27 protein-coding genes are annotated in these 26,364 nt (G+C 58.4%); 15 read left to right on the plus strand and 12 right to left on the minus strand.

Annotated features, from left to right (window positions below):
• Window positions 1-23: 23 nt before the first annotated feature.
• The 9 genes from AGR2A_RS20055 (at window position 24) to AGR2A_RS20095 (ending at window position 8,634) form a co-directional block, all read left to right on the plus strand.
• Window positions 24-1,124, plus strand: a complete 1,101-nt coding sequence (locus tag AGR2A_RS20055) for an extracellular solute-binding protein (RefSeq protein ID WP_072493456.1) — start codon at window positions 24-26, stop codon at window positions 1,122-1,124.
• Window positions 1,125-1,204: 80 nt separating this feature from the next.
• On the plus strand, window positions 1,205-2,188 hold the full coding sequence (locus tag AGR2A_RS20060; protein WP_080823312.1) for an ABC transporter permease: 984 nt from the start codon (window positions 1,205-1,207) through the stop codon (window positions 2,186-2,188).
• 9 nt (window positions 2,189-2,197) lie between these two features.
• Window positions 2,198-2,989: an ABC transporter permease gene (locus tag AGR2A_RS20065; RefSeq protein ID WP_072493370.1), complete on the plus strand. Its 792-nt coding sequence runs from the start codon at window positions 2,198-2,200 to the stop codon at window positions 2,987-2,989.
• A 3-nt stretch (window positions 2,990-2,992) separates the two neighbouring features.
• Window positions 2,993-4,063, plus strand: coding sequence for an ABC transporter ATP-binding protein (locus AGR2A_RS20070; RefSeq protein WP_072493369.1), 1,071 nt, complete (start codon window positions 2,993-2,995; stop codon window positions 4,061-4,063).
• A gap of 53 nt (window positions 4,064-4,116) precedes the next feature.
• Window positions 4,117-5,598, plus strand: a complete 1,482-nt coding sequence (locus AGR2A_RS20075; RefSeq protein WP_072493368.1) for an NAD(P)-binding domain-containing protein — start codon at window positions 4,117-4,119, stop codon at window positions 5,596-5,598.
• A 10-nt stretch (window positions 5,599-5,608) separates the two neighbouring features.
• Complete coding sequence (locus tag AGR2A_RS20080) at window positions 5,609-6,202, plus strand: 2-hydroxychromene-2-carboxylate isomerase (RefSeq protein ID WP_022563159.1); 594 nt, start codon at window positions 5,609-5,611, stop codon at window positions 6,200-6,202.
• Window positions 6,203-6,209: 7 nt separating this feature from the next.
• Entirely contained in the window at window positions 6,210-6,716 is a 507-nt protein-coding gene (locus AGR2A_RS20085; protein WP_072493367.1) for a CMD domain-containing protein, read from the plus strand.
• A 1-nt stretch (window position 6,717) separates the two neighbouring features.
• Entirely contained in the window at window positions 6,718-7,296 is a 579-nt protein-coding gene (locus tag AGR2A_RS20090; RefSeq protein ID WP_004445999.1) for a peroxidase-related enzyme, read from the plus strand.
• Entirely contained in the window at window positions 7,297-8,634 is a 1,338-nt protein-coding gene (locus tag AGR2A_RS20095) for an MATE family efflux transporter (protein ID WP_072493366.1), read from the plus strand. It abuts the gene before it with no gap.
• A 24-nt stretch (window positions 8,635-8,658) separates the two neighbouring features.
• Here AGR2A_RS20095 and AGR2A_RS20100 read toward each other — a convergent pair whose 3' ends face one another.
• Window positions 8,659-8,922: a hypothetical protein gene (locus AGR2A_RS20100; protein WP_004445997.1), complete on the minus strand. Its 264-nt coding sequence runs from the start codon at window positions 8,920-8,922 to the stop codon at window positions 8,659-8,661.
• Between the two features lie 165 nt (window positions 8,923-9,087).
• On the opposite strand from AGR2A_RS20100, the gene AGR2A_RS20105 reads away from it, so the two are divergent.
• Together AGR2A_RS20105 and AGR2A_RS20110 are read left to right on the plus strand one after the other, a co-directional pair.
• Complete coding sequence (locus AGR2A_RS20105) at window positions 9,088-9,837, plus strand: cytochrome c oxidase assembly protein (RefSeq protein WP_072493365.1); 750 nt, start codon at window positions 9,088-9,090, stop codon at window positions 9,835-9,837.
• A complete protein-coding gene (locus tag AGR2A_RS20110) occupies window positions 9,834-10,334 on the plus strand; it encodes a CopD family protein (RefSeq protein ID WP_072493455.1) in 501 nt (166 codons plus the stop codon). Before AGR2A_RS20105 ends, AGR2A_RS20110 begins: the two co-directional genes overlap by 4 nt.
• Here AGR2A_RS20110 and AGR2A_RS20115 read toward each other — a convergent pair.
• The gene (locus AGR2A_RS20115) at window positions 10,312-10,809 is read right to left on the minus strand and encodes a DUF2231 domain-containing protein (RefSeq protein WP_072493364.1); all 498 of its coding nucleotides are present in this window, start codon (window positions 10,807-10,809) and stop codon (window positions 10,312-10,314) included. The two genes, AGR2A_RS20110 and AGR2A_RS20115, sit on opposite strands and share 23 nt — an antisense overlap.
• A 51-nt stretch (window positions 10,810-10,860) precedes the next feature.
• Here AGR2A_RS20115 and coxB point away from each other — a divergent pair, with 51 nt between their 5' ends.
• Genes coxB through AGR2A_RS20130 form a run of 3 tightly spaced genes read left to right on the plus strand, consistent with a single transcriptional unit; the run spans window position 10,861 to window position 14,352 of the window.
• Window positions 10,861-11,529, plus strand: coding sequence for a cytochrome c oxidase subunit II (coxB, locus tag AGR2A_RS20120; RefSeq protein WP_072493363.1), 669 nt, complete (start codon window positions 10,861-10,863; stop codon window positions 11,527-11,529).
• Window positions 11,529-14,027, plus strand: coding sequence for a cytochrome c oxidase subunit I (gene ctaD, locus AGR2A_RS20125; RefSeq protein ID WP_072493362.1), 2,499 nt, complete (start codon window positions 11,529-11,531; stop codon window positions 14,025-14,027). The genes coxB and ctaD overlap by 1 nt, the downstream gene beginning before the upstream one ends.
• 1 nt (window position 14,028) lies before the next feature.
• A complete protein-coding gene (locus tag AGR2A_RS20130) occupies window positions 14,029-14,352 on the plus strand; it encodes a hypothetical protein (protein WP_072493361.1) in 324 nt (107 codons plus the stop codon).
• Between the two features lie 77 nt (window positions 14,353-14,429).
• Here AGR2A_RS20130 and AGR2A_RS20135 read toward each other — a convergent pair whose 3' ends face one another.
• The 7 genes from AGR2A_RS20135 to AGR2A_RS20165 form a co-directional block, all read right to left on the minus strand.
• Complete coding sequence (locus AGR2A_RS20135) at window positions 14,430-15,551, minus strand: P1 family peptidase (protein ID WP_072493360.1); 1,122 nt, start codon at window positions 15,549-15,551, stop codon at window positions 14,430-14,432.
• Window positions 15,552-15,577: 26 nt separating this feature from the next.
• On the minus strand, window positions 15,578-16,339 hold the full coding sequence (locus AGR2A_RS20140) for a DeoR/GlpR family DNA-binding transcription regulator (RefSeq protein ID WP_004445980.1): 762 nt from the start codon (window positions 16,337-16,339) through the stop codon (window positions 15,578-15,580).
• Window positions 16,340-16,480: 141 nt separating this feature from the next.
• Entirely contained in the window at window positions 16,481-17,233 is a 753-nt protein-coding gene (locus AGR2A_RS20145; RefSeq protein WP_072493359.1) for a cysteine hydrolase family protein, read from the minus strand.
• Window positions 17,234-17,243: 10 nt separating this feature from the next.
• The gene (locus AGR2A_RS20150) at window positions 17,244-18,050 is read right to left on the minus strand and encodes an ABC transporter permease (RefSeq protein WP_004445974.1); all 807 of its coding nucleotides are present in this window, start codon (window positions 18,048-18,050) and stop codon (window positions 17,244-17,246) included.
• Between the two features lie 3 nt (window positions 18,051-18,053).
• A complete protein-coding gene (locus AGR2A_RS20155) occupies window positions 18,054-18,950 on the minus strand; it encodes an ABC transporter permease (RefSeq protein WP_072493358.1) in 897 nt (298 codons plus the stop codon).
• Window position 18,951: 1 nt separating this feature from the next.
• On the minus strand, window positions 18,952-20,082 hold the full coding sequence (locus AGR2A_RS20160; RefSeq protein WP_080823315.1) for an ABC transporter ATP-binding protein: 1,131 nt from the start codon (window positions 20,080-20,082) through the stop codon (window positions 18,952-18,954).
• A gap of 29 nt (window positions 20,083-20,111) precedes the next feature.
• A complete protein-coding gene (locus tag AGR2A_RS20165; protein WP_072493357.1) occupies window positions 20,112-21,251 on the minus strand; it encodes an ABC transporter substrate-binding protein in 1,140 nt (379 codons plus the stop codon).
• Window positions 21,252-21,556: 305 nt separating this feature from the next.
• Here AGR2A_RS20165 and fabG point away from each other — a divergent pair, with 305 nt between their 5' ends.
• Window positions 21,557-22,330, plus strand: coding sequence for a 3-oxoacyl-ACP reductase FabG (gene fabG / locus AGR2A_RS20170; protein ID WP_072493356.1), 774 nt, complete (start codon window positions 21,557-21,559; stop codon window positions 22,328-22,330).
• A gap of 58 nt (window positions 22,331-22,388) precedes the next feature.
• Here the strand turns inward: fabG and AGR2A_RS20175 are convergent, their stop codons facing one another.
• From AGR2A_RS20175 to dinB, 3 genes are all read right to left on the minus strand, one after another.
• A complete protein-coding gene (locus AGR2A_RS20175; RefSeq protein ID WP_072493355.1) occupies window positions 22,389-23,717 on the minus strand; it encodes an aspartate aminotransferase family protein in 1,329 nt (442 codons plus the stop codon).
• A 10-nt stretch (window positions 23,718-23,727) separates the two neighbouring features.
• A complete protein-coding gene (locus tag AGR2A_RS20180) occupies window positions 23,728-24,717 on the minus strand; it encodes a phosphotransferase enzyme family protein (protein WP_004445964.1) in 990 nt (329 codons plus the stop codon).
• 350 nt (window positions 24,718-25,067) lie between these two features.
• Window positions 25,068-26,165 (minus strand): DNA polymerase IV, encoded by a 1,098-nt coding sequence (dinB, locus tag AGR2A_RS20190; protein WP_072493353.1) that lies wholly within the window; start codon window positions 26,163-26,165, stop codon window positions 25,068-25,070.
• Window positions 26,166-26,364 lie beyond the last annotated feature (199 nt).

Raw genomic sequence — 26,364 nt, forward strand, 5'->3', positions numbered from 1 at the left:
CAAACAAAAACAAGGAGATTGCCATGAAAGAGTTTAAAGCGACCCGTCGTTCCACCCTCAAGCTGCTCGCTGCCGGCTCTGGCATCCTGGCGGCGCCCAGCCTGATGCGCTCCGCCCACGCGCAGGGCAAGGTCGTCAATATCACGACATATGACAAGTTCGTGCCGCAGTCTTTCATCGACCAGTTTCAGAAGGACACGGGGATCGAGATCCGCATCCGTCTGACGGACGATCAGGGCAAGCAATATAACATTCTGACAGCCGAAGGCGCCACACCATCGACCGATATCGTGACGGTGACCGGCCACCGGCTCTCCCAGTTCATCGGTTCCAACCTCCTTTCGCCGCTTGATACCAGCCGACTGAAGAATTGGGACAAGCTGGCAGCAGCTTACAAAGGCGCACCGCAGCTTACCATCAACGGCTCCACCTACGGCGTTCCGCTTTTGGCGGGCTTTGAAGGTCTGGCCCGTAACACGGAGTACACCAAGCCTTCCGATAGCTGGGGCATGATGTTCGACGATGAATACAAGGGCCTGACATCCTACATCATTTCGGACTTCCTTTCGCTGACCATGCTCTATCAGGGCAATGACGGCGATTATGTCACCTATGAAGGCAAGGAAGCCGTTGCCCAGGAAGCCACCAACAAGGCGCGCGACTTCCTGATCAGCCAAAAGGACAAGGTTCGCAAATACTACGATGCGGGCTCCGAGGTGCAGCAGATGTTCCTGAACGAGGACATCTATGTCGCGCAGGCCTGGTCCGGTCCGACGTCCAAGCTGATCATGGACGGTCACCCCATCCAGCTGTCCGTTCCGAAGGAAGGCACCTACGGGTTCCTCTACTCCTTCAACGTGGTGAAGAACGGTCCGAATGCGGACGCTGCCTATACCTTCCTGGACGCTATCCTCGCCTCGCCGGAAATCGGGGCTGCCATGGTTCGGCAGTCGGGCTTCGCCTCGGCCTTTGATGGCGTCGACAAGCTGCTCAACGACCGCGAACGGGCCGCCATGGCGCTTCCACAGGACCAGATGGAGCGCATCAAGTTCTTCAGCTCGGTCAACCGGGCCATGAAGAACGCGATGATCGACAAGGCAGCTGCCGAAATCAAGGCTGCCTGAGTTACGGCTGCGATGCGAACCCGACCTCGGCCGGGTTCGCAGGACCCCAATAAAAAGCTTGTCCAGAGCTGGGAACGATCATGGTGAACACGACAATGACTGAACTGCGAGAGGAAGGCGCGCCAGCCCCGGCGCATTATTCCGGATGGATTGGCAAGGTGACAGGCTCAGCCCTTTACCGAACCACCATAGGCCGGCTGGCAGACAGTCGCCATGCGCGCCTCGCACTCCTTGCCGGGATACCCGTGATATGGCTTTTCGTCCTGCATGTCGGGCCGATCCTGCAAATGGCCAATATCAGCTTCACGGACAACTATCCGCCTCAACCGAACGAGGCCACGCGCTATACGCTCGCCAACTATGCCCTGTTCTTCTCGGATTCGATTTACGTGCTGCCCTTCATACGCAGCCTCGTATTTGCCGCCGTTGTTACCGTGTCGACCCTAGTTATCGTTTATCCGGTTGCCTATTACGTGGCGAAGGTGCTTCAGCCGAAGCAGCGTATGCGGGCGCTGCTGCTCCTGCTCATCCCATTCTGGGCCGGAGAACTGATCCGGACCTTCTCGGTCATCATGCTTCTGGCCAATCGGGGAGCCGTCAACGTCCTGTTGCGCGAGATCGGCATCATCGATCGGCCCATCCCGATGCTCTACACGTCCTTCTCGCTGAGCTTCGGCGTTATCTACCTCCTGGCGCTCTATATGCTGCTCCCACTTTATTCAGCCATAGAAAAGATCCCGGTACAGCTGGTGCATGCCGCTGCCGATCTTGGCGCAAGCCCTTTCCAACGCTTCCGCCGCGTTATCCTGCCGCTGTCGAAAGACGGTATCGTGTCCGGATGCAGCCTGGTTTACCTCACCGCCGTCGGCGTCTTCGCCGCTCCGCTGCTGCTCGGCGGGCCGAACGCCGTCATCTTTCCGGAGGTGATCGCAACGCTCTTCCACTCCTCCAACGACAAATGGCCTGAAGGCGCTGCCTTCGCCATGCTGATGCTCGCCGTGTCGCTGACAACGGTTGGTCTCTTCATGCGCGTCGTTGGCGGTCGCTCTGTCCGGCTGATGTAGGAGATGATGATGCGGTCCCCCTTAAACGACCTTCCGAAGACGGCACTTGGCGCCTGTTATGCCATTTTCGTTATCTATCTGCTTTTGCCGCTGGCCCTGATGATGGCGATGAGCTTCAAGGATGCAAACTTCATCGCCTTTCCGATCAGTAACTGGACCCTGGATTGGTATGGCAAGGTACTTCAGGACAAGCAGTTCATCGAAGCCTCGCTTTATTCGGTCGGGATAGCGTTTGCCACCACGATCGGAGCGACCGTTATCGGTGTGTGGATTGCCCTGCTGATTTCGACCGAGGGCATCCGCGGCAAGGCCATTCTCTTTGCGCTCGCCTGCCTGCCTGCCGTCGTTCCCGGTCTCATCAACGCCATCTCAATGCGGATATTCATCCGGACGGTCGATATCCCCACGGGCACCTTCGCGATTATCCTCTCCCATACCGTCCATGCGGTGCCGTTTGTCGTGATCATGGTGCTGACGCGCCTGCGTTCCATGCCCGCCAATCTCGTGGATGCGGCAAGAGACCTCGGGGCTGACGCATTTATCGCCTTCATGCGCGTTACGGTCCCCTACATCCTGCCGGCCCTGATCGGCGGCATGATTTTCTGTGTTTTGACCAGCATCGACGATTTCGTGCGCACCTTCTTCCTGGGTGGATACAAGCCGACGCTACCGATGCTCATCTTCGCCAAAGTCCAGGGCGGCATGTCGCCAGAGATCAATGCGATGGCGACCATCGTCCTCATCGTCACCGCCGCCGTCGGCCTTTATGCCGAGCACTTCACCCGCCGTTCGAGGAACTGAGTTATGCAGCCGGTTGTTCATTTTAAAAACGTCAACAAGTCTTACGGCGCTTCTCTTGCTGTCGATGATCTGGACCTGGCGGTCGCGCCGGGCCAATTCGTTACCCTGCTTGGCCCCTCCGGTTGCGGCAAATCCACGACGCTGAGAATGCTCGGAGGGTTCGAAACGCCATCTTCCGGCGAAATCTACCTCGACGGGCAGCCGATCTCGCATCTGCCGCCCAACAGGCGAAACGTCAATATCGTCTTTCAAGACTATGCCCTGTTTCCGCACCTGTCAGTTCAGCGCAACATTGCCTTCGGACTTGAACTGAAGGGGCTGGATTCGGCGTCCATCCACCGCCGGGTCATGGAACTCCTCGGTCTCGTCAAGCTGCAGGATTTTGCCGGGCGAATGCCTGAGCAACTGTCGGGCGGTCAGCGCCAGCGCGTGGCCCTCATGCGGGCGCTGGCGCCGGACCCGAACGTCTTGCTGCTCGACGAGCCGCTATCGGCGCTCGACGCCAAGCTGCGCCATGAGATGCAGATCGAGTTGAAGTCAATCCAGCAGACGACCGGCAAGACCTTCATCTTCGTCACCCATGATCAGGAAGAGGCCCTGACCATGTCTGACGTCGTGGTGGTGATGAACAAGGGGCGGATCGAGCAGATGGGAGCGCCTGATGATCTCTATGCCCGCCCCCGTAGCCGCTTCGTCGCCGACTTCATCGGTCAGAGCAACTTTCTCGAAGGCCGGTTGGTGTCTGCCGAGGGCGATGTTGCAACAACTGAATGGCAGGGCAGTCCGATCCGGGCCGATCTTAACGGCCACCATCACGCGGTTGGCAGCCACGTCACGATCGCGCTGCGTCCGGAAGCCCTGTTCTGTCTTCCCGAGCAGCCGAGTGATCGTTTTGCCCTCAAGGGCCAGATCGAGCGGCGCGTGTTCAAGGGCGCTCATACGACGTTGACGATCCGCCTCGACAACGGCGCACTCCTGTCGGCCCAGCTCGATCCCGTGGCGCTCTCGCATCTTGATGGCGAGACGGTCTGGGTGGGTTGGCGCGATCGCGACGCCGTAGTGCTCGCCGATTAATCCTCATGCCCGTCGGTGCCGATGGGCAATAGTGAATTTCAGGAGATCACCTGATGACTTTAGAACAGCAAGACCGGACCGAGCAGCAGAGACTAGCTGCGCTCAACGCCCGGGTGAGGCAGGATTTGTCCTACCTCAATTATCCCGCAGCAAACTGGTCGAAACCGGTCTCGACCTCAGACGGTCAGCTTGCCAGCGATGTCGTGATCATCGGCGGTGGCATGTGCGGCCTCGTCGCCTGGCATGCCCTGACAAGGGCAGGGATCGCCAATATCCGGATTGTGGACCGCGCCGCAAAAGGTGAAGAGGGGCCTTGGGTGACTTACGCGCGCATGGAAACCCTGCGCTCGCCCAAGAACCTGCTCGGGCCAGCGCTCGGTATGGCATCGCTCACCTTCAGGGCTTGGTACACCGCCCGCTTTGGCGAAGAGGCCTGGGAAGAACTCTTCCGCATTCCGCGACCGATGTGGATGGAATATCTGAGCTGGTACCGGCAGGTGATGGAAATCCCGGTTGAAAACAACATCCACGTCACCCGCGTCATACCACGGTCCGATGGGCTTCTGGAGCTTGAGATCGACGGCGGGAAGGCTGACCCGATCATCACGCGGAAACTGGTGATGGCAACAGGCCGTGATGGCCTGGGAGAACCGACGATCCCGGATTTTGTGAAGGGCATGCAACGTAACGTCAGCTGGGCGCATTCCGCCGACATGATTGATTTTCAGCGTCTGAAGGGAAAACGAGTCGTTGTCATCGGGGTAGGGGCGTCCGCTGTGGACAATGCAGCGGAAGCGCTCGAGCAGGGGGCCGGTGAAGTGCGTCTCCTTGCCAGACGCAAGACAATGCCGACGATCAACAAGTTGATGGGCATCGGATCATACGGTGTCACCGCCGGCTTCGCGAAAATTGACCCTGTGTGGCGCTGGCGTCTCATGGATTATTCCGTCAAGCAGCAGACCCCCGCGCCACACAATTCAACGCTGAGGGTGAGCCGACATCCCAACGCCTATTTCCATTTCGGCTGCGGTATCCAATCGATGAAGGAAGAGGGCGGCGAGGTTGTGATCACCACAATCAACGGCCGCGTTTTTCGGACCGATTTCGTGATTTTGGGAACGGGATTCTCAATCGACCCCGTCAGTCGTCCCGAACTCGAAATGTTCAACGGGCAGATCGCCTGCTGGGACGACCGCTACACGCCGCCACCAGGTGAGGAAAACCCTGGGCTCGGGCGATTCCCCTGGCTGCAAGACGACTTCTCTTTCACCGAGAAAGAGCCGGGTACCGCCCCTTGGCTGCAGCAGATCCATTGTTTCAATTACGGTTCATCGGTCAGTCTGGGCAAAGTCAGCGGCGATATTCCGGCCATCAGCGAAGGTGCGCTCTGGCTTGCGCGAGGTATCGCCGCTTCGCTGTTCATCGCCGACATCGATCATCACTGGGAGGCGCTGAAGGCTTACGAAAAGCCTGAACTCGATGGATCCGAATGGACCGATGCGGATGCCGACCCCACCATGCAGAAGACAGCCTGAGGTTAAGGCGATGAGCAGAAAAACCGTTTATTATTACCATGCGCTCAGTTCGCCCTGGGCCTATCTGGGCTGGCCACAGTTCAAGGCGCTGATTGAAAAGCACGATCTCGATGTCGTCGTCCGCCCTACCCGCATCGTCACCGAAAACGGTGGTGTTCCACTTCGTTCCAGACCGCAGCCGCGGCAGGACTACCACGCCGTCGAACTGGAGCGCTGGCGCAAACGTCTGGGTATGCCGTTGGTGCTGAAGCCCAGATATTATCCCACCAACAACGAGTTTTCCGCGCGCATGGTGATTGCGGCCGACAGACAGGGTTTGCCTGCACTGGAACTCAGTCATGCGCTTCTGCGGGCACTGTGGGCGGAGGAGCAGGACGTGACCGATCCGGACGTTCGCATCGCCGTGGCAAACGGCCTGGGTCTTGATGGTCGTGCGCTGCGTGCGCTCGAAGACACGCCCGAGATCATGGCGGCCTGGCATGACAGCCACGCCGAAGCGCAGGCGCGTGGTGTCTTTGGAACCCCCACCTGGATTTACCGCGACACGCTCTATTGGGGGCAGGACCGCCTGACCTTTCTGGATGACGCTCTTTCCGAGGATTGAAAAAACAATGACAGCTACACCTCCAGAAGACGTGATCGACCGCGTCCTCGGCCTTGATGCCAGCTCCGATCTGTTGAAACTCCGCGAGCGGCGCTCTAAGCTCAAACACCTGACGCAGACCAGCTATCTTGCGGCTTTGCGGCCGGCAGAGCCACGCAACTTTTCCTACGCCCTGCGGGCGGCACTTGCCGCGCGTATGTCCGCATTGTGGAAGGCGAAAGAACTCCATGCGCACTACATCGAGCGGCTTGCCGAGGAGGAGGGAGGCTCCGACCACGCATCAGTCGCCGATCCGTCATCGGTCCTTCAGCACGCGGATTCCCGCCTGCAAGCCATCCTGAACCACGTCGATCTCGTGACCCTTACGCCGAAGAACGCGACCCGGGAAAACATTGAGAAACTCTATGCCGTTGGTCTCGACGACCGCGATATCGTCACGCTCGCCGGCCTGATTGCCTATGTGAATTATCAGGTGCTGGTCGTTGCCGGCCTCAAGATGATGAGGGACAATTAATATGTCACAGCCCGTCCATGAATTCACCCTCGATGCGCTTGACTGGCATCCTTACGTCCAGCCTGTGGACCTTGCAAACGCGACCCCCGAGCAATTGTCGGCCCTGAAGGTCACCCCTTCCAATACCAAGGTATCGGCCTATGTCCTCGTACTCGCTAACGAGGCGGAGGCGCTGAACGAGCGCACCCCGCTCTTCAACGATATCATGTATAGTGAAGGCGGATTGTCACGCGGTGGGCGCGAGATCGGTGCGCTGGCGGCATCCTTCGTCAATCACTGCATTTACTGCGCCGCTGTTCACGCCAACCGCTATATCCAGCTGGAGAAACGGCCCGAGGTCGTGGACGAAATATACAAGAACGGGCTGGATGCGGACCTTCCTGATTTCGAGCAGGCGCTGTTCAATTTCGGTGTCGATCTGACCGCCCATCCAGACAATGTGGGGGTCTACCAATTTTATCACTTGCGGGAAATCGGTCTGGATGATCTTGAAATTCTCGACCTCATCCATTCCATCGCCATCTTCGGCTGGGCGAACCGGCTGATGCATACGTTGGGTGAACCACATCGGAAAGAATAAGTGAAGGCAACGGCAATCACGGGGACCGAGGCAGCTGTCCGCCCGTTCGGCGTCGCGCATCGCGATGTCCTCAAAATCGCGATACCAATGATGATCGCCTATCTGTCGACCCCGCTTGTGGGTCTTGTGGCGACGGGCGTCATCGCGCATATGCGAAACGAGGCGCTGGTGGGCGGGGTGGCGCTGGCCTCCGTGATCTTCGACGTTATCTTCGTGACCTTCAATTTCCTGCGCGGCGCCACCACCGGCTTTACGGCACAGGCAATGGGTGCCGGCGACCGGGTAGGTGAACAGCGGATGTTGCTGAGCGGCCTTATCATCGCACTGGTGGCCGGTCTGTTGTTGCTGCTGCTCCAGGGCCCGATCGGTGCGCTTGGCATGAGCGTCATGGGCGCAGAAGGGATTGTCGCTGAAGCCGCCTCTACCTATTTCCACTGGCGAATCTGGTCGGCCCCCTTCGTTCTCTTCAATTTTGTCGCCTTCGGCTGGCTCATTGGTCGCGGTGAGGCCATGTGGAGCATGATCCTCCAGACGCTGCTGAATGGCCTGAATGCCGCCCTCAGCGTTCATTGGGTCATAGGGCTCGGCTGGGGAGTGGAAGGTGTTGCTATCGCCACTTTGGTTGCAGAAGCCGTGACCGCTGTGGCAGGCGCAGCTTTGATCCTGGCCAAGACCGATCGCTCCTCCTGGCGGCTTCCTGATATACCGGCGATCAGACGATCCTTTGCGGTCAACGGCGACATGATGATCCGCTCGTTCGCATTGCTGATCGGCCTGTCCTTCTTCACACGCCAGAGCGGCTTCCTCGGGATCGACGTGCTTGCCGCCAACACCATTCTGCTGCGTTTTTATTTCTTCGGGGTCGCCTTCCTTGACGGTGTCGCTACGGCGGCGGAACAGCTTGCCGGCCGCGCTGTCGGTGCACGTTATCGGCCGGCCTTTGACCGCACGATCAAGCTGACGACATTCTGGGGCCTGATTTTCGCAGCGCTGGTTTCCCTGGCCTTCCTGGCTGCCGGGGATTGGGTGATTGCGCTGACGGCGCCCTCCGACGCTGTTGCGAGACTGGCCGATACCTACCTGATTTACGTGGTGGTCTTGCCTGTTGTCGGCATCATCGCGTTTCAGATGGACGGCGTCTATATCGGGTCCACCTGGTCTCGGCAAATGCGCAACCTCATGGTGGCATCCCTGATCATCTATTTCGCCGCCTGGGCGGTCCTGCAGCCCCTTTACGGCAATGACGGCCTGTGGATTTCGCTTCTCTTGTTTCAGGGCGCCCGCAGCATCGCGTTCCGGTTCATGCTTCCGAAACTTGCGGCGGCGACGTTCCGGTAAAGATGGGACAAAATGAGTTCCCCATCACGGCTGTTTCTTCCTTGCCAGATTGAGGAAGGCTTCCGACGCCCTCACCAGATGCTTATGTGAGACGTCGGCGCGGACAATCAAGCCCTGCTCAATTCCGCCTTTGTCAATATTTTCAGGGGTATGGCCGGCGTTTTCCTCCGATCCCTGATCGTAGGTTTTGACCTTAATGATGCGGCGATCCACGCCGATGTTCTCGAGATATTGGACGGCGCGCTTGGCGCCTTCTTCGTCTTCAAAAAGTCCCGTAACGATTGGCATTGTTTCCTCCTTCCTCGCGTCCCGGCCTGATGGTGAACCACGGGCGTGCCTCATCGTTCCTTCACATTGATCACGGGTTGTTGTCCCGATCGTGAGCAAAGAGGGGAACGCATCTCCGCAAGCGGAGTTGGGTGAGGGGTAGAATTGACATGGGGGCTCGAGACTTTGAGCGAAACAACTGTTCCGTACTGCGGACCAGCACCTGATTTCACCGACCTTGCATATGCATGGAACCTCGATCCGGTTCTCATCGCGATGATAGCGCTCGCAACCGTTCTGCTGTTTGGGACAGCGACCCGACAGGGGCCCTTCTTGCAGCGTTCCGCCATAATCTGCATTCTTGTCGTTGCGTTCGTATCGCCGCTTTGTGCGCTGACGACGGCCCTTTTCTCCGCACGGGTTTTCCATCATTTCATATTGATTGCCGTCCTTGCGCCATTGCTTGCGCTAAACCTTGAAGGACGCCTGCCGCGCTTACCCTGGCGGCTCCCAGTCCTGCCAGAAATTCCGTTTCTCGCGCATACCATCGTCTATTGGGCCTGGCATCTGCCGCCGGGTTATTCATTCGCGCTTTCAAACTCCCTTGCTTACTGGGGCATGCAGCTCGCCTTGATTGTAACCGCTGTCTGGCTATGGAGGACGATGCTCGTCTCTGCCGGACCGGGAAGGAGAATTGCGCTCGCACTTGCAACGATGGCGCAGATGGGCTTCCTCGCAGCCATCCTTACATTTGCTCCTTATCCGCTTTTTGCAGAGCATCTGCTCACGACCGAGTCTTATGGGATGACAGCGCTCGAAGATCAGCAGCTTTCGGGCCTGATCATGTGGACATTCGGTCTTGTCCCCTATCTCGTCGTTGCGCTTTCCTCCATCCGGACCATGCTGCAGATGACTGCATGGCGGGGGGTGCAATGATCGCGCTCTTCAAGTTTGTCCATTTTTTAGCGATCTCTGTCTGGATCGCAGGCCTTATCAGTCTTCCCGGTCTCTACGTGCAACGTGCGCATGTCCAAAAGGATGACGATCGTTTCCGCCTGCAAAAGATCGTGCGGTTTTCCTATGTAAAGGTATTGTCGCCAGCCGCTTTTTTCGCAGTCGCGTCCGGAACCACGCTTATTTTCCTGCAATCCACGTATTTATCATGGTTCAGCGCAAAGCTCGCCCTTGTGGCTATTCTCGTGTTTCTACACGTGCTTACGGGCTTGGTCATTCTCCGTCTCTTTAACGACGGCGAGATCTATCCTGTGTGGCGTTTCATTGTCGTCACGGCGTTCACCAGCATCATAGCCGTTGGCATCGTCTATCTGGCGCTCGCAAAACCGGAGATACCCGCACTGCTGCCTGACTGGTTCCATGAGCCTGGGGCACTAAAGCGTAACATCGCCCCCCTCATTCCTTGGGAGACACCATGAGGCCGATGCCGTGATCGAATATCAGCTTTCCGCCGTGCCAGCCCGCGAGCGCAGTAAGGACCGAAGCAAGGAGGGACAGGCCGAGCCCATGCGGCAAAATCTCGATCATGCCGAATGTCCTCCCTCCCCAATTGGCGCCTGCCACGGAGATCAGCGCTATTGCGGCCACACCATGCGCCCAGCTGGCAACCCGGGCGCGAATTCCCGCGACAAGAAGCAGTTCCGCCGTGCCGATGATGCCGGCTGCGACGCCGCTGAAAAAAGCGCCTCCCGATGCCCAGACTCCGGCGCGAACCCAGAACTCGTCTGCGGACCACCAATAAAGGAGGTCGCAAGCCAATGTCGTGATGACAAGGGCAATAGGGAAATGAACGGTCATTGCGTGCAGTGGATGGCCGGCAACGGCGATTGCGGAGTCCGTCGTCTTCTCCTCCACCTTGGAGATGACCGGGTTGGGTGTGTCGCTTTTTTCCATCTGACGTTTCCTTTTCGAGCGCTAACCTGCGGGAGAAGCGCGGGGTTCCGTTTGATAGCGCTCATTCCTCTGCTTTTGCTGGTTTCCGCTTGCTCCGGTGACCTCTCGACACTGGCGCCGGCAGGCCCGGCCAGTCGCAAGGTCGCGCTGCTGTGGTGGGTAATGTTGGGCGGCGCCTGCGCAATCTTCATGCTGATTGCCGTTCTGCTGGCGGTGGTCTTTTTCAGCCCGGCCTCCCTTGCTCGGGTGAAAACGCACCATTGGCTGATCGGCGGCGGCATCGGGTTCCCCATACCGATCCTGACGGCCCTGGTGGCTTTTTCATTCATGCAAGGAGAATCCCTCCTGCCACAGTCCGGGAGCGATCCGCTTCGCATATATGCGGTTTCACGCATGTGGAAATGGGAGTTTGCTTACGAAACACCGACCGGAGAAGTCCGCATTTCCGACGTGATGCATATGCCGGTGGGCCGTGATGTCATAGTAGAGGTCACAAGTGACGATGTCATTCACAGCTTCTGGGTTCCAAGGCTTGGCGGAAAGATCGACGCCATTCCCGGACTTTCCAACAAGATTGCCCTCAGGGCGGATCAGGCCGGCACTTTCGGCGGCATCTGCGCGGAATATTGCGGTACCGGCCATGCCGGCATGAGTTTCCGCGTTGTTGCTCACACGGAGAGCGAGTTTTCAAAGGTGATCGGGGGTTTGGGACAACGCTGATGAATGATGTGCGCACACCGAAGAAACACTCGTCATTAAGGCTTCACCGGGAACTCAATGAGGTCTGGAGTTCGGGCACCGGATTTCGGCGTCTCGCAGCGGTCAACCACACCGTCATAGGCAAACGCTTCATGGTGACCGCGCTTGCTTTCTTCGCCATCGGCGGGTTCCTGGGCATGCTCATCCGGACACAACTGGCCACGTCATCAAACGCCTTCATGGATGCCGAGCAATATGCGCAGGTCTTCACGATGCACGGCACGATCATGATGTTTCTGTTCGCAATTCCTTTTTTTGAAGGACTTTCGATCTACGTCCTGCCGAAGCTCATCGGCGCCAGAGACCTCGCTTTTCCCCGCCTGTCCGCCTATGGCTACTGGTGCTACCTCTTCGGCGGCGGAATGCTGATTTTTGCCCTTATTGGCGGGGCTGCCCCTGCGGGGGGCTGGTTCATGTACACACCGCTGTCGTCATCGCAATACAGTCCCGGGATCAATGCCGACATCTGGCTTCTTGGCATTACCTTCGTGGAGATTTCCGCTATCAGCGCGGCGATCGAAATCATCGTGACGATCCTGAGGTTGCGTGCACCCGGCATGTCCCTCGACAGGATGCCGGTCTTCGCCTGGTACATGCTCGTTGTCGCCGCGATGATGCTGATCGGTTTTCCGCCGCTGATCCTCGGTTCGATATTGCTGGAGGCTGAACGGGCCTTCGATATCCCGTTTTTCGACCCGCAACGCGGCGGTAGCCCGCTTCTGTGGCAACACCTCTTTTGGCTGTTCGGCCACCCCGAGGTCTACATCATCTTTCTGCCGGCGGCCGGAGCCCTGTCGACAATTATTCCCGTTCTGGCACGAACGCGCCTGATTGGTTACAACATCATCGTTGCGGCGTTGATCGCCATGGCTTTCCTGTCCTTCGGACTGTGGGTGCACCACATGTACACGGTGGGCATCCCCCATGTGGCGCTGTCGTTTTTTTCTGCCGCGAGCGCGCTTGTCACCATCCCGACAGCGATCCAGATATTCGCCTGGCTTGGAACCATCGCAAGCGGCAAGCCGACGATGAGCGTTCCCATGCTCCACATCCTCGGGTTTTTCTGCGTGTTCGTCATCGGCGGCCTGACCGGCGTCATGCTGGCCATGGTACCCTTCGATCAGCAGGCGCATGATACACATTTTGTGGTGGCGCATCTTCATTATGTCCTGGTCGGGGGATTTCTCTTTCCCATGCTCGCCGGGCTTTATTACTGGGTGCCGCATATCAGCGGGCGCCAGCCCGTCCAGCACCTTTCCAGGGCCGCGTTCTGGATGATCTTCATCGGCTTCAATCTCACATTCTTCATGATGCACCTGACCGGGCTGCTCGGCATGCCGAGGCGTGTTTTTTCCTATCCAGAGGCTTCCCCCTGGGAGTGGCTCAATCTTCTCTCCTCAATTGGCAGCTTCATAATGGCCGCGGGCTTCATGCTGGTGGTGCTGGACTTCGCGCTGCTGTTTCGCTACGGGCGCGCTTTCAGGCGCAATCCGTGGGATGCCGGTACCCTTGAATGGGCCATGCCGACCCCGCCAGCGGCCTATGCCTTTGCGTCACAGCCGGAAGTGACTGCTAGAGCGGACAGCCTTCCGATCAACCGGATCGCGGCGACGCTCGCCGCGGGTAAAGGGTACCTCGGCTTTGTGAGATCCAGGAAAATGGAGACCATGGGGACGGATGCCGTAACCGGTGCGCCGCTGCAGATCGTCGTGTTGCCAGGGCCAAGCTTTCTTCCTTTGCTGACTGCCATGTCCACGGCCGCCTTTTTCATCGCATTGCTTCTCAAGGCGTATCCGGTGGCGGTTTTCGCTCTCGTCATTATTGCTTTGCTCTTCCTGGCGTGGACGCCGAACGATGATGCCAGACAGGAACGCGGACCCGTCGTCGCGCGTGGAGAAGAACGTTTTCCGCTTCATTACGAATGCGCCGATGCTCCGTCCGTCATGGCGGTGAAACTTGCCCTGATTGCGGACACGACGCTTTTTTCCTCATTGCTTTTCGGCGGGCTTTTCCTCTGGATTTCCGCTGGTGGCGAAAAGATCGTCTGGCCGCAGTCGATATCACTGCAGACGGTTTTCCCGTTGAGCGCCGCTGTAGCCGCCATCTTTGGCGCACTGGCGAGACATCTGAGAGCGGCTGTGACGATGTCGATCATCAGCACGATTGCCTACGTGGCGGCGATCGTCTGTGGTGCAATGGTGCTGCGGGCGGAATACACGGCGGTAAGCCATGCAATCCACGGCGTTTCGACTGCGGTCAACGTTTATCTCCTTTTGCACGGATTTGTCGGCCTGATCCTTGTGGCATTCGGGTGTTGGCGTCTGTCGAATGGCTACGTCTCGGACCGTCGCCGAAACGACCTTCGCATAGGCACCCTCTGGCATGTTCACTTGCTTTTCGCGACAGGCATATCGTTTCTTTTCCTGCAGACACTACGGTCATTAACGGAGGGAGGCTGAGATGCGCTACCGAACAGGCTTCAGTCTTGCTGGGCCCTTCATCACCTGGGCCCTGTGCTTTCTCACATTATATGCCGTGCAATTCGTCGGCTGTGCCTGGGGGTGGGATACGCGCTCCTGGGCCGGTGTTTCGATCCTTCGATCCGTACTGCTTGCTCTGTTCGGCTTATCGCTTTTCCTGCTTGTGCTGTGGATGAGGAAATTGCGGAGCAATCAAAAGTCGGGGAGCGATATCCTTTCGGTAATCTCTCATGCGGCAGCGCTCGCGGCGTTTGCTTCCACCGCTTTGGTTTTTCCCGGCGTGTTTTGGCTTAGCCTGTGTTAAGGCGATAACATCCGTCGCCGCATGTTCAGAGCTGCATCTGCGCTTCCAGCGGGCGGGACGGAAGCGGGGCGATGGGATCAGCGGGGTGAACGCTGAGCCAGAAGTCTGGCAACCGCGTCGGCGTCTATTGCCTCGATGCGGTATCGATCGTGGGGTGTGCCACCTGTTGTTTCCGCGGCGACCATCGCATTGATCACCGCCTCTTCCACGCTCTGCACCACGGCCTGATAGACCGGATCAAGCACATCGTCATTGACCATGTCGATGCTCAACAACGGTCCGGCCTTATGGCGCATCGGGTGTGGATTGGCCGTCGAAAAAGCGAGAAAAATGTCGCCGGAACTATTGCCGCCGACTGTGCCGTTGCGGCCGATGCCTATCGCGCCGCGCCGCGCCAGCTTCCGCAGCTGGTGCGGCGCAAGTGGCAGGTCCGTGGCAATCACAACGATGATCGAGCCTCGTTCGGACAGCCCCGGGTTTTCTTGTTGCAGCAGTTTGCCAACGGGTAGACCGCCAATTGTCAGCCTGTCCCGCTGGCCGTGATTGGCCTGCACCAGCGCCGCGACGGTGAACTCCTTGTCGTCAATGGCGATCAGTCGCGACGCCGTACCGGTGCCGCCCTTGAAACCGTAAGCAATCATGCCCGTGCCGCCGCCGACATTGCCCTCAGCGACCGGACCGCTTCTGGCAGCGTTCAATGCCTCCAGGACGTGCTCGACCGCGACGTGTTGGCCGTTGATGTCATTGAGCATGCCGTCATAGGTTTCTGCCACCACGGGCATGATCCACAGGTGGGTGTCTCCCTCGTAGGTCGATGCAAATCGGTCAATCATCCATCGCACGGCGCTTTGATGGGCGATACCTACGCTGTGCGTGTTGGTAATCAGGACAGGCCCGACAAAGTAGCCCCCGTCCTCGATCCAGTGAGATCCCGTCATCTCACCATTGCCATTGAAACGATGAATGCCAGCGAATACCGGTACTGGTTCGCCCGCTGCGGCGTGCGGCAGTATCGCCGTCACGCCGGTACGCACCGGCAACTTGCGACCGGGGCGGGGTATCTCTTCACGGATCGTCGAAAAGCCGACATGGATACCGGCGATGTCGGTGATGGCGTTGAGTGGGCCGGGCGTGCCGTCGAAGGCAATACCGAAGTCACGCGCGCGTTTTTTGCCTGCTGAGGTCGTCTCGCTGATCATTGGTCCCTCCGATTTTCAGGCAGCTTTCAACAAATGGTCAGTTTCACGTCGTTGTTGTCCAGGCTTTCTGTCAAATCTTCGCCCAGCGCCTTATCGGTAACGACGTGCGTGATGTCCCGCCAAGCGGCATAGCGCGCGGGGAAGAGGCGGTCGTGCTTGGAATGATCGGCGACCACGACGGTGCGCGCTGCGCGCGAGACCATCGCGCTGTAAACCGCGCCACACTCCAAGAGGGCGTCCGAGGGGCCGTCTGGACCCAGACCGCTTGCGCCAAGAATGGCGAAATCGGCATAGAAGGAATTGAGGAATGACACCGCATAAGCACCGACCGTCGCGCCCTCGGTGGCGTGATAGTCGCCGGGCAGCATGACCACCTTGATTGTCGGGTTGATGGCAAGCACGGTCGCCACACCAAAGGAATGAGTGAGTACAGTGATGTTCTTCATCTCGACTGCTACGCGCCGCGCGGTGTGCACTGTCGTCGAGCCCGAGCCGATCATAAGCACCTGAGCCCCTTTAAGTATCTGGACGGCCGCCTTGGCGATCCTTTCGCGCTCGCCGACAAAGAGCGCATGGCGCTCGGTCACCGAAGGCTCGGTGGAAAGCGAGCGCACGGCGCCACCATAAGTGCGATTGAGCAGACCTTGTTCGGTCATCTCGTCCAGATCGCGCCGGATTGTCTCTGTCGAGACGTCTAGGCGCCGGGCAAGTTCAGCAACGCGCAGGCTCGGTGCCTGGTTAAGTTCAGTCAGGATGCGCGACTGGCGCACGCTTTTTGGTTTTTTCATCGCGCCTCACTCCCAATGGCTTTCCAGCGCAAAACTCGGCCGCGTGAGGAACAGCTCAGTGCGCCGTGTTCAACTGCAGCAGAGACGGAGGAATTCTTGTCGGCATAAAGGGCTTCGAGTGCTTTCATCGACCAAGTTGTGTCAGGAACACTCTGGGCGAACAAGCCCGGGGCACCGTTCGTCCCCGATTGTTTCATGCTTTGGCTGCGGCAGATAGCCGATCAACTCTTCCGTGGTCATCACGTTGGCATAGATCATGTGCAGTCTGGTCAGTTCACTGACGTGGAGTTCCATGGAGCCTGCTGCGCACGCGTCATCGACGACGATGACGTCGAAGCTCTCGTCAGCGAGGCTGCGGACGGTGGAAGATACACACTGGTCGGTAAAAATGCCGGAGCAAACAACGTGGGTGATGCCCATATTGGTCAGCAAAAGCCTGAGATTCGTGCCCGTCAGCGCACTGTCTGTGGTCTTGGTGACAACGATCTCGCCGTCCTGGGGGGCAACCTGCGAAAGTATCTGCGAAGCTTGCTCATCCTTCGGAAGCAAAAGATTGTTCCATCCCGGCTTCTTCTGGCTGAGCGAACGATCCCGGCCATCGGTGCGCAGACAAGCAATTCGCGCGAAAAACACGTCGAGGCCGAGTGCGCGAAACCGTTCCAAGAGACGCCGGGTATTGGGGATGACGGTGTCATGCATGCGCTCGTGAAACGGCGTCCAAGCGTGATAGCGGACAAGATGATCACCAGAGAGCGTGTCGGGAGCTGGGCGATCGAGATACGTGTTCTGCATGTCGATGACGAGAAGCGCCACCTTGCCCTTTTCAAGCGTCGGATCGTCGGGTTCCGGAGCGCCCTGATAGTAGAAGGAACGGCGGTCGGTTTTCCAGTTCATCGAGGCGTCCTCATGTATCCGCCTGACGACGGCGGACCAGCATGATGGCGAGACCGCCAGCCAGCAACAATATGGCAGCCGATACAGTGCTCATCGTGCCGAGCGCCGGCACCATTGGCGAATACCCGGCGACCATCTTCGAATAGAGCCATTTCGGGATCGTAGAGTCGACGCCGGCTGTATAAAGCGACAACGGAAAATTGCCCCAGGAAAGCAGGAACGCGAAGAGCGCGCCGGACCAGATACCCGGCCACAGGATCGGCAGGGTCACCTCGCGCAGAATGAACCAGCGGCCGGCTCCGAGGTCACGCGCAGCCTCTTCCAGTGTTGGATCAAAGGAATAGACCTGGATGGCAATGACGAGCGTCACCACCGGAACGATCCAGACGAGATGCGCAATAACGGCCGTCTGCCAGCTCGGGTTGATGCCAAGCGCGTTGAACCACAGGAGGAGAGCGAGCCCCAGCACCGGCTGCGGAAAGAAGACTGGCAGAAGGATCGCCTTCTGGAAAAGCTTGCGCCCCTTCCAGTCGTAGCGGGCGAAGGCGAGCGCGCCGAAGAAGGCGAATATCACGGAGACAAGCGTGACGATGAAAGCGATCAGGAGGGAGTTCTGCACGAGAGCCTGAATCTCGAGCGAGCCAAGGGTCTTGCCCCACCATTCGGTCGAAAAGGCGTTAATCGGGAAGCCGAAATAGCGTCCCCTGGACAGGCCGGCCATCGCTCCGCAGAGGATAGGAAGGTAAACGGCAAGGACGACAAAGGATGTCCAGACCTTGACGAAGGCTCGGGCGCGGATTTGCGAGCGGGTTTCCATGTCTCACTTCTTTCCCAGAATGCGGTCGAGATCGAGCTTGGACAGAACGTAGAGGGCAAGCCCGCTGATGATCGCGACGAGCAGGAGGGCGAGCGCCGAGCCAAGCGGCCAGTTCTGTGCATACGTGAAAGCAACCTCGATATCCTGCGCGATGGTAATGACCGACTGGCCGCCGAGAATCTTGGATTCGGCGATCGCGCCGGCGCCGAGCACGAAGGTGAGCAACATGCCGATCAGGATACCGGGCATGGCGAGTGGGAGCTCGATCTCGCGCCAGATCGTCAGCCTGTTAGCCCCAAGGTCGCGGGCCGCATCGACAAGGTCCCGGGGGATCATGGCAATGCCAAGCGACATCGGGAACAGCATGAAAGGCAGATAGACATATGTCATGCCGAAGAGGATGGCGCCGGGTGTGTAAAGTATCTCGGGTCCGCCCGAGAAGCCGAGCCACTTCAGGCCGCCGTCGAGCACCCCGTTCTTGATAAAGAACAGCACCCAACCGTAGAGGCGTACGTTTTCCGAGACGAACAGCGGAAAGACGAACAGCACGCCGACCAGGCCAGACCATTTGCCGAACATGCGATTGAGACCGTAGGCGATGGGATAGGCGATCATCGCAAGCAATATGACTGTCGCAAAGGCATAGGCGATCGACCAGGCAAACGACATCCAAACGGTATTGGAAGGATTAAGGATCACCGTGAAGTTGGCGAGGGTAAAAGAGCGAAACACGTCGAAGCTCTTGGGCGTGGCGAAGGCATAGGCAGCTACCGTAAGAAGCGGTGCCAGAAAGCCAAGCAGCAGCAGGATCGTGACAGGAGCGGCCGCGCGCAATCCTGCAGGGATAGACGGAAAATGCCTTTGTTCACCGGCCGCTTCAGCATGGGTCATGGTTACCATATCAGTCTCCCACCACGATCGCGTCGCGGGCATCCCAGCCGATAGTGACCGTGTCGCCCGACGTGATGCCGGTCGCGGCGGCGCGTGCGGCCTCGACCAGATAGATCCGGTCGCCGGAATGAATCTGATACTGCATGCGCGAGCCGAGAGAGTATTCGTTGTAGATCGTGCCGGAGATCAGGTTGTCGGCGCTCGACGAGCCGATGACGAAGCGCATTGTTTCGGGCCGGACGATTACGGTTGCCGTGTCACCAATGGATGCTGCAACCGGGGCAATGGTTATCGGCCTGGCGTCGGCGAGCGTCCAGACGCCTTGGTGGCCGCGCCTGACTTCAAAACTGTTCACCTCACCAAAAAATTCCGCGACGAAGCGCGTTGCCGGCTTAGTGTAGATTTCCTCAGGTGTGCCAATCTGAACGAGGCGGCCACGACTCATTACCCCGACGCGATCAGACATGACCATGGCTTCCTCGAGCGAATGGGTAATGTAGACAAAGGTCTTCCCGCTTTCGCGGTGCAGGTCCTTGAGCTCCTTTTCCAGAACTTTCTTCAGTTTGTAGTCGAGCGCCGATAGCGGTTCGTCGAAAAACAAGACGTCGGGGTCATAAGCAAACGCGCGGGCGAGCGCCACGCGCTGTTTTTCACCACCCGAGCAGCGCATCACGTTCTTGGAGTAGTAACTCTCCGGCAGGCGCACCATGCGCATGAGTTCGAGAGCGCGCGCTTTGCGTTCTGCGGCCGGCATTTTGCGGACCTTCAGCGGGAACTCGATGTTCTCGCCGACGCTCTTGTGCGGGAAAAGCGCAAGCGACTGGAAGACGAGACATGTCGGACGCCTGTCGGACGGCACGTTATTGATCGTTTCGCCGCGCAGCGTGATATAGCCTTCTGATGGTGACTCCATGCCGGCCAGCATGCGCAGAAGTGTGGTCTTGCCGGACCCGGAGGGTCCGACAATGGTGACGAATTCGCCTTCTCTGATATCGACACTTATGCCATCTACCGCGGCAAAATCGCCGAAAATCTTTCGAACGTCGACAAGTTGCAGCACCGGTTTCGGCGTTGGATGGATCGGATCCTCGATTTTCGGCAAGACGTCGGATAGGGTGGGCGAGATCATCGCAAGGCTCATGTTCTGTTCTCCGTCGGGACAGGCTTTGCTCAGCCGCGCAGGCGCCTGGCGGCGGTCATCAGTTCCAGTGCCTTGTCATAGTCAGGCACGATGTCGTATTGCGCCGAGCGCGCCATATCCTCCTCGAGGCTGTCCCATTGGATGGCTTCCATCTCGTCCTTGGTGAAGAGTTCGTAGCACTTCGGGTTGCCCATCTGGCTGACCGGGTTGAATGTGCCTTCAGCAAAGGCGACGGTGTGGGCGACGTGCGGATCCTGGACGTATTTCAGAAATTCCAGGGCGAGTGGCGAAAGTTCGGGATTGTTGACCGTCGAGGTGATCTCGATCCAGGAAATACCGCCCTTGCCATCCATCGGGCCCTTGAGTGGCGTAATGGCGCGCAAGTTCGCATAGCCGTCTGCACGCGCCGGAGAGACGGAATAAGTGCCACCGGTCATATAAAGGTCGATCTCGCCCGAGACGAGAGCCTGATTGAGTGACGCCATGTCCCCGACCATCTTGGCGCCCTTGAAAACTTTTTCTGCGGTTTCGGCAAAGGCCTTGAACTCCTCCTCCGTGTGCTCCCTGAAGGGGTCAATTCCGGCGATGAGGAAGATGTTGAAGACGTTCCAGTCGTCGGATTCCTGTATGCCGTACTTGCCGGTGATCGAGGCGTCGTTGAACAGGTCCCAGCCCTGTTCCTCCGCCGTTGCTTTGCTGACTTTGTCGGTGTTGACAACAAAGCTGTAGGGCCCGAAGCGCTGCGCCATGCCGAGCAGGTCCTTGCTGTCGTCGCTCATTGCCCAGCGATAAGGCGCCTTGAAGTTGGGGAGCATGGTCTCGAAATAGGGCTCGAACTCGGCGCGCGGCAGCGGCTTTATCAGCCCGGCCGGCCCCATCACCTTTCGGGCCCAGGGATTGTTGACGTTGATCAGGTCCCAGATTTTGGTCTCGCCCGCGCGCAGGCGGTTGATCATGGTCGGGTCGTTGGTCAGGCTTTCAGCCTTAACGGTCGCTGACTGGCTGGATCGGAAGGGATCCAGGACCTGTGCGGAATTGTAGCCTTCCCAGCACAGGATATTGAGCTCTTTTTCGCGACCCGCAAAAGCGCGGGTCGCGCTTGCCATTGGGCCGGTAAAAGCGGCCGCACCCATCATCTGCATCATGTTGCGTCTGGAGATTTTCATCATAATTGTTCCCCTTTTTCTTGGCCGCTTCCGTGGCTCGTGGATCGCTTATGTTGGAATCTTGTCGTAAAAATGTGTGATTTACAACATCTATTTTCTGCTTCATGGTGCGGAGCGTGATTGGAGCGGTAGCACCCGGAGGCGAACGTGACTTCTGCAAAAACGGAGTGCTAAACGCCTAATATTACTGTGCATTTGTTTTGTGCAGGCAGCGCCGGTAGTGTGCCGATGTTTTAATCTGACGCCTCAAATTAAAGCAGTAGCGGCACGTGAATTTGTGGAAATTGCAACAAAAAAGTGAGTGGAACATGTTGAAGTCACTGCAAGGGAAAACGGTCATTGTCACCGGCGCAAGCCGGGGGATTGGCAAGGGCATAGCATTGCGTTTCGGGGAGGCCGGCCTGAACGTCCTCGTTGTCTCGCGCAGCCAGGTCGATGCCGACAGGGTGGCGTCCGAAATCGGAGCCAATGGCTCGGGATTTGCCGCGGATGTGAGTACAGAGGAGGGCTGCAGGGCGATGGTCGATGCAGCCATAACCCGCTATGGCGGCGTCGCGATCCTCTGCGCCAATGCCGGCATCTTTCCGGCGGCTAAGCTGGGCGAAATGACGGCAGCCGACTTCGACCAGGTGATTTCGACCAATCTTAAAAGCACCTTTTTCAGTGTTTCCGCCGTTTTGCCAGCAATGACGGAGGCTGGCTCAGGCCGTATCATCATAACCTCATCAATTACCGGCCCGATCACTGGATATCCCGGCTGGTCGCATTATGGGGCGAGCAAGGCGGGCCAGCTCGGTTTCATGCGCACGGCTGCGATCGAACTGGCGCCGAAGAACATCACGATCAATGCGGTCATGCCGGGCAATATCATGACCGAGGGGCTTGAGGACAACGGCCCAGACTATATCGCCGCGATGGCGGCCTCTGTTCCGTTGCGTCGTCTTGGCGCGCCGGCGGATATTGCGAACGCCGCTCTGTTCTTCGCATCTGAAGAGGCTGCCTACATCACCGGTCAGTCAATTGTTGTCGATGGCGGCCAAACCCTTCCGGAATCGCTCGGAGCGCTCGACGCGATGGGCTGAAACCGGAAGAAGTCCGGGCGACATCGTCGCCCGGTGTACCTGAAAGATTTCAGGCGGCTCAACGCGCGTTCAGGATGCTGTCCAGCGCAGCCGAAAAAAGATCGGCATCCTCATTCGAAAAACACAGTGGCGGGCGGATCTTCAGCGTTGCGCCATACTTGCCTGCTGCCCCGATCAGGATACCGTTTTGTTTTAATTTATTGATCACTGTCGTTGCGAACGCCGTGTCCGGCTCCCCCGTGGCGGGGTCGACAAAATCGAGGCCGATAAAGAGGCCGGCCCCCCGCACGCCGCCGATGACCGGATGTCGGGTTTGTAAAGCCTGGAGCGATTGCTGGAAATGACCACCGACAGCGGCCGAACGTTCGATCAGATTTTCTTCCTCGATCACCCTGAGTACGGCATGGCCAGCGGCGGCCGCCACGGGATTGCCGCCGAAAGTATTGAAGTATCCGGTTTCCTCGCAAAATCTCTGGAGTAAGTCAGGTCGCGTTACGACGCCACCCATCGGGAAACCGTTCCCCATTGGCTTGCCCATCGTGACGATATCGGGCGTCACGCCGTGGCGCTCGAAGCCCCAAAGACTGCCTCCCGTCCGGCCAAAACCCGGCTGGACCTCATCGGCGATCAACAGGCCGCCGGCACGGTGCACCACATCTGTCGCCTCCCTGAGAAAGCCGGCAGGATCGGCGTAGATACCGTCGCTTGAGAAGATTGTATCAACGATCAAGGCGGCGAACTTGATGCCGCGCGATTTGAGTTCGTTAATCGCCTGTTCCACAGATGCGGCAAAGCTTGCAGCAACGCTCATGCCGTCACGGGGCGACGGCGCCGGAATGACCGCCACAAAGGGTGCGGGCTTGCGCTTGCGCAGGGACGAGGGGGAAATCTCGGTCACCAGCGCAGTATTTCCGTGATAAGCTGCTTCGGTGACGACGAAACCTTCGGCGCCTGTTCCGATGCGGGCGATGCGCATGGCGAGGTCATTGCTTTCGCTGCCGGTGCAGGTCAGAACCACATTGCTGAGCGCCGCCGGGAATTTTGACAGAAGCTCTTCGCTGTAGGACTCGACGACGCGGCTGAGGTAGCGCGTGTGGATGTTGAGTTCGCCAATCTGGCGCGCAACGGCCTCGACCACCCGTGGATGGCAGTGGCCGACCGACGGTACATTGTTGTAGACGTCGAGATATCTGCGTCCGCCGGCGTCATACAGGTAGGCGCCCTGTGCACGGACCATCTCGATCGGCTGCTCGTAAAAGAGCACGGATGACGCTCCAAAAGTTGCCTGGCGCTTGGCGACGCGCTGCGTAAGTTCAGCCGGGAAGCCCTCGGCACGGCTCGCATCAAAACGGTTGAGATCTAAAATTTCCTTGGTGGCGACGCTCATCGGGCTCTCCTCAACGGTGTTCGGCCAGATAGCGCTCCGCGAGCGCCACGGTACCATCGGTATAGCCTGTGCCCATGGATTGGGCCGTCGGCGTTTCAGCATGGGAAGCGATCCACGCGGTGAGTTGCATGCGGCGAAGCATGATGAACATCGGCAGGGCCGCCTCATGTTGCTCATCGAGAGCGGTGACGCGCCGATAGCCTTCGAGCCAGGCGGCTTTGAGGTCGGGGATGAAAGGCTCATGTTCCATGAAGCTGATCGAGGCTGCAAAATCGTAGGCGTACCAGGACAGACCGCAATCATCGAAATCGATCACTCCCAGTCTGCCATTATCGACCAGAAGGTTGGCGGCGCGCATGTCGCAATGAACGAGGCCGAAGCGGTCCTCACCATAGCCGTAGGCGGAGGTCTGGGCTTCGAGCAGCTTGTGCGTTCTCTCTAAAACGGACTTGCCGCCGAGCGTCAGTCCGAGGGCGTCACGCCAGTCACCCCAATAGGCACCGTCCCCCAGAATTCGGTTGAAGCTCCATGTCTTGCGGACGAAGTTCTCCGGTCGCGTCCATCTGCGGCTGTGGGCGTGCAGTTTCGCATTGATTTCACCGAGTGTCCTGTACCAGTGGACAAGGTCGGACTCAGCATCTGGCTCCTTGCCCGCCATATATTCGAAGGCGACGGCATGGCGCATTGTTTCGCCGTCCGAGAAGACTTGAAGGAGGCTGCCGTCGTTTGCCGTGACTGGCCGCGGCGTAACAACCACCCCATCTTGCCGTAGCGCATCAATCCATGCGAGCTCGGACAGTATCTCTGCTTGGGTATGGTAGTCAGGGCGATGCACACGCACGATCAGATCGCTTCCAGTGGTCTCATCAGCGATACGGAAGGTCGCGTTCTCGGAAATCGTCAGGAGCGTCAGGGTTGCATCCGGCGAGACGCCCCATACTGGTGAGAGGTCCTTGAGGCCTTGTCCCAACCTGGAAAGAAAATCTGTATGATACAACATTTATCGCGCCCGTTTTGATCATGATTGGCAAATCCAACAATATTAATGTTGGAATTGCAACATTTAATCCAAACCCATTGATGTTTTTGGATGTTCAAAGCGGCTGCTCGTCGCGACGTTCGCGACATCATCGGAAGGCTGATGAACATCAGTGGCGTGGTGACGACCGCCCGGCGTCCGGTCGCCATCAGCGGCCGCCTCGGCGCTCCGGGGGCGATCGATCAAGGTCGCCGCTTCTCGGATACTGCTCTTTCCTCGCTTTGCCTGCGGAGGCAGCGACGCGATCAAGCCGACCCAGCTGACGCGCACGTCGCCTAAATCAACTCAGGCCCCGAAGCACATTCTTCTGATCAAAAACCCAGGCCCAGCTGCGATTGGTCCTCGTATTCAGCCTCTTTGTCATTGGTGAGCGACGACAGCGTTACCCCAAGGAGCCGGACCGGCCGTCTGAATGGATAGACACCGGCCAGCAGGGTATTGGCCGCGTCTAGAATGTCTTCGGCGTTCGAATAGGGGATGGCATTTGTCCTGCTCCGCGTCGCCTGGGTGAAGTCGGAATATTTGATTTTCACGGTCACCGTCTTGCCGCTGAAACCCTTGGCCTCGCAATAGGACCAAACCTTTTCCGCAAGTGGCCGGAGTTCCCTGGTTGCGAGCTCGAGGTCATCGATGTCCGCGGTAAATGTATCTTCCGCGCCGACCGACTTACGCACGCGGTCCGGTCTGACCTGCCGCTCATCGATGCCCCGGGCAATGCCATAGAAATACGGACCGGACTTCCCGAAATGCTCAACCAGAAAAGGCAAGGATTTTGCTTTCAGATCCGCTCCGGTCTCGATACCAAGCCGGTGCATCTTTTCCGCCGTAGCCGGGCCGACGCCATGGAATTTCTTGACTGCGAGCTGTTCGACAAAGGCCGGACCGTTCTTCGGCGTAATCACCGCCTGACCGTTCGGCTTGTTCAGATCGGACGCCATTTTGGCCAGGAACTTGTTATAGGAGATGCCGGCCGAAGCGTTCAGCCCGGTCACCGCCTTGATCCGGGCGCGGATTTCCAGAGCGATTTCAGTGGCAATTGGCATATCCTTGAGATTTTCGGTGACGTCGAGATAGGCCTCGTCGAGCGACAGAGGTTCGATGAGCGGCGTATATTCCGCAAAAATCTCGCGTATCTGCTGGGAGACGGCGCGGTAGACTTCAAATCGTGGTTTCACGAAGATCAAATCAGGGCATTTTCGAGCCGCCGTGACCGACGGCATTGCCGAGCGCACCCCAAATTCCCGTGCCTCGTAACTTGCTGCTGCAACGACGCCACGGGCAGCCGCTCCGCCAACAGCGAGGGGTTTGCCGCGCAGTTCAGGATTGTCGCGCTGCTCAACCGAAGCGTAGAAGGCATCCATGTCGACATGGATGATTTTCCTGACGGCTGAGGCGGTGGTGAGGTCCATTGCAACCAAGTTCGCGGATAGAAACGAAACAAGAACATAACAGCTTGCGATGTGACATCCAAGTCACCATTCGCAGTTCGGCTCATAATGGTGTTGCCGGAACGGAAGCGACGTCGTCTGGTTACGACGGGTTTCAGAACCCATACATTGCCGAAATCGGTCAGGGTGGCATCCCAGGAGGCGCGGACAAATTTGCGAG

The organism is Agrobacterium genomosp. 2 str. CFBP 5494 (assembly GCF_900013495.1).
Taxonomy (GTDB): Bacteria; Pseudomonadota; Alphaproteobacteria; order Rhizobiales; family Rhizobiaceae; genus Agrobacterium; species Agrobacterium pusense.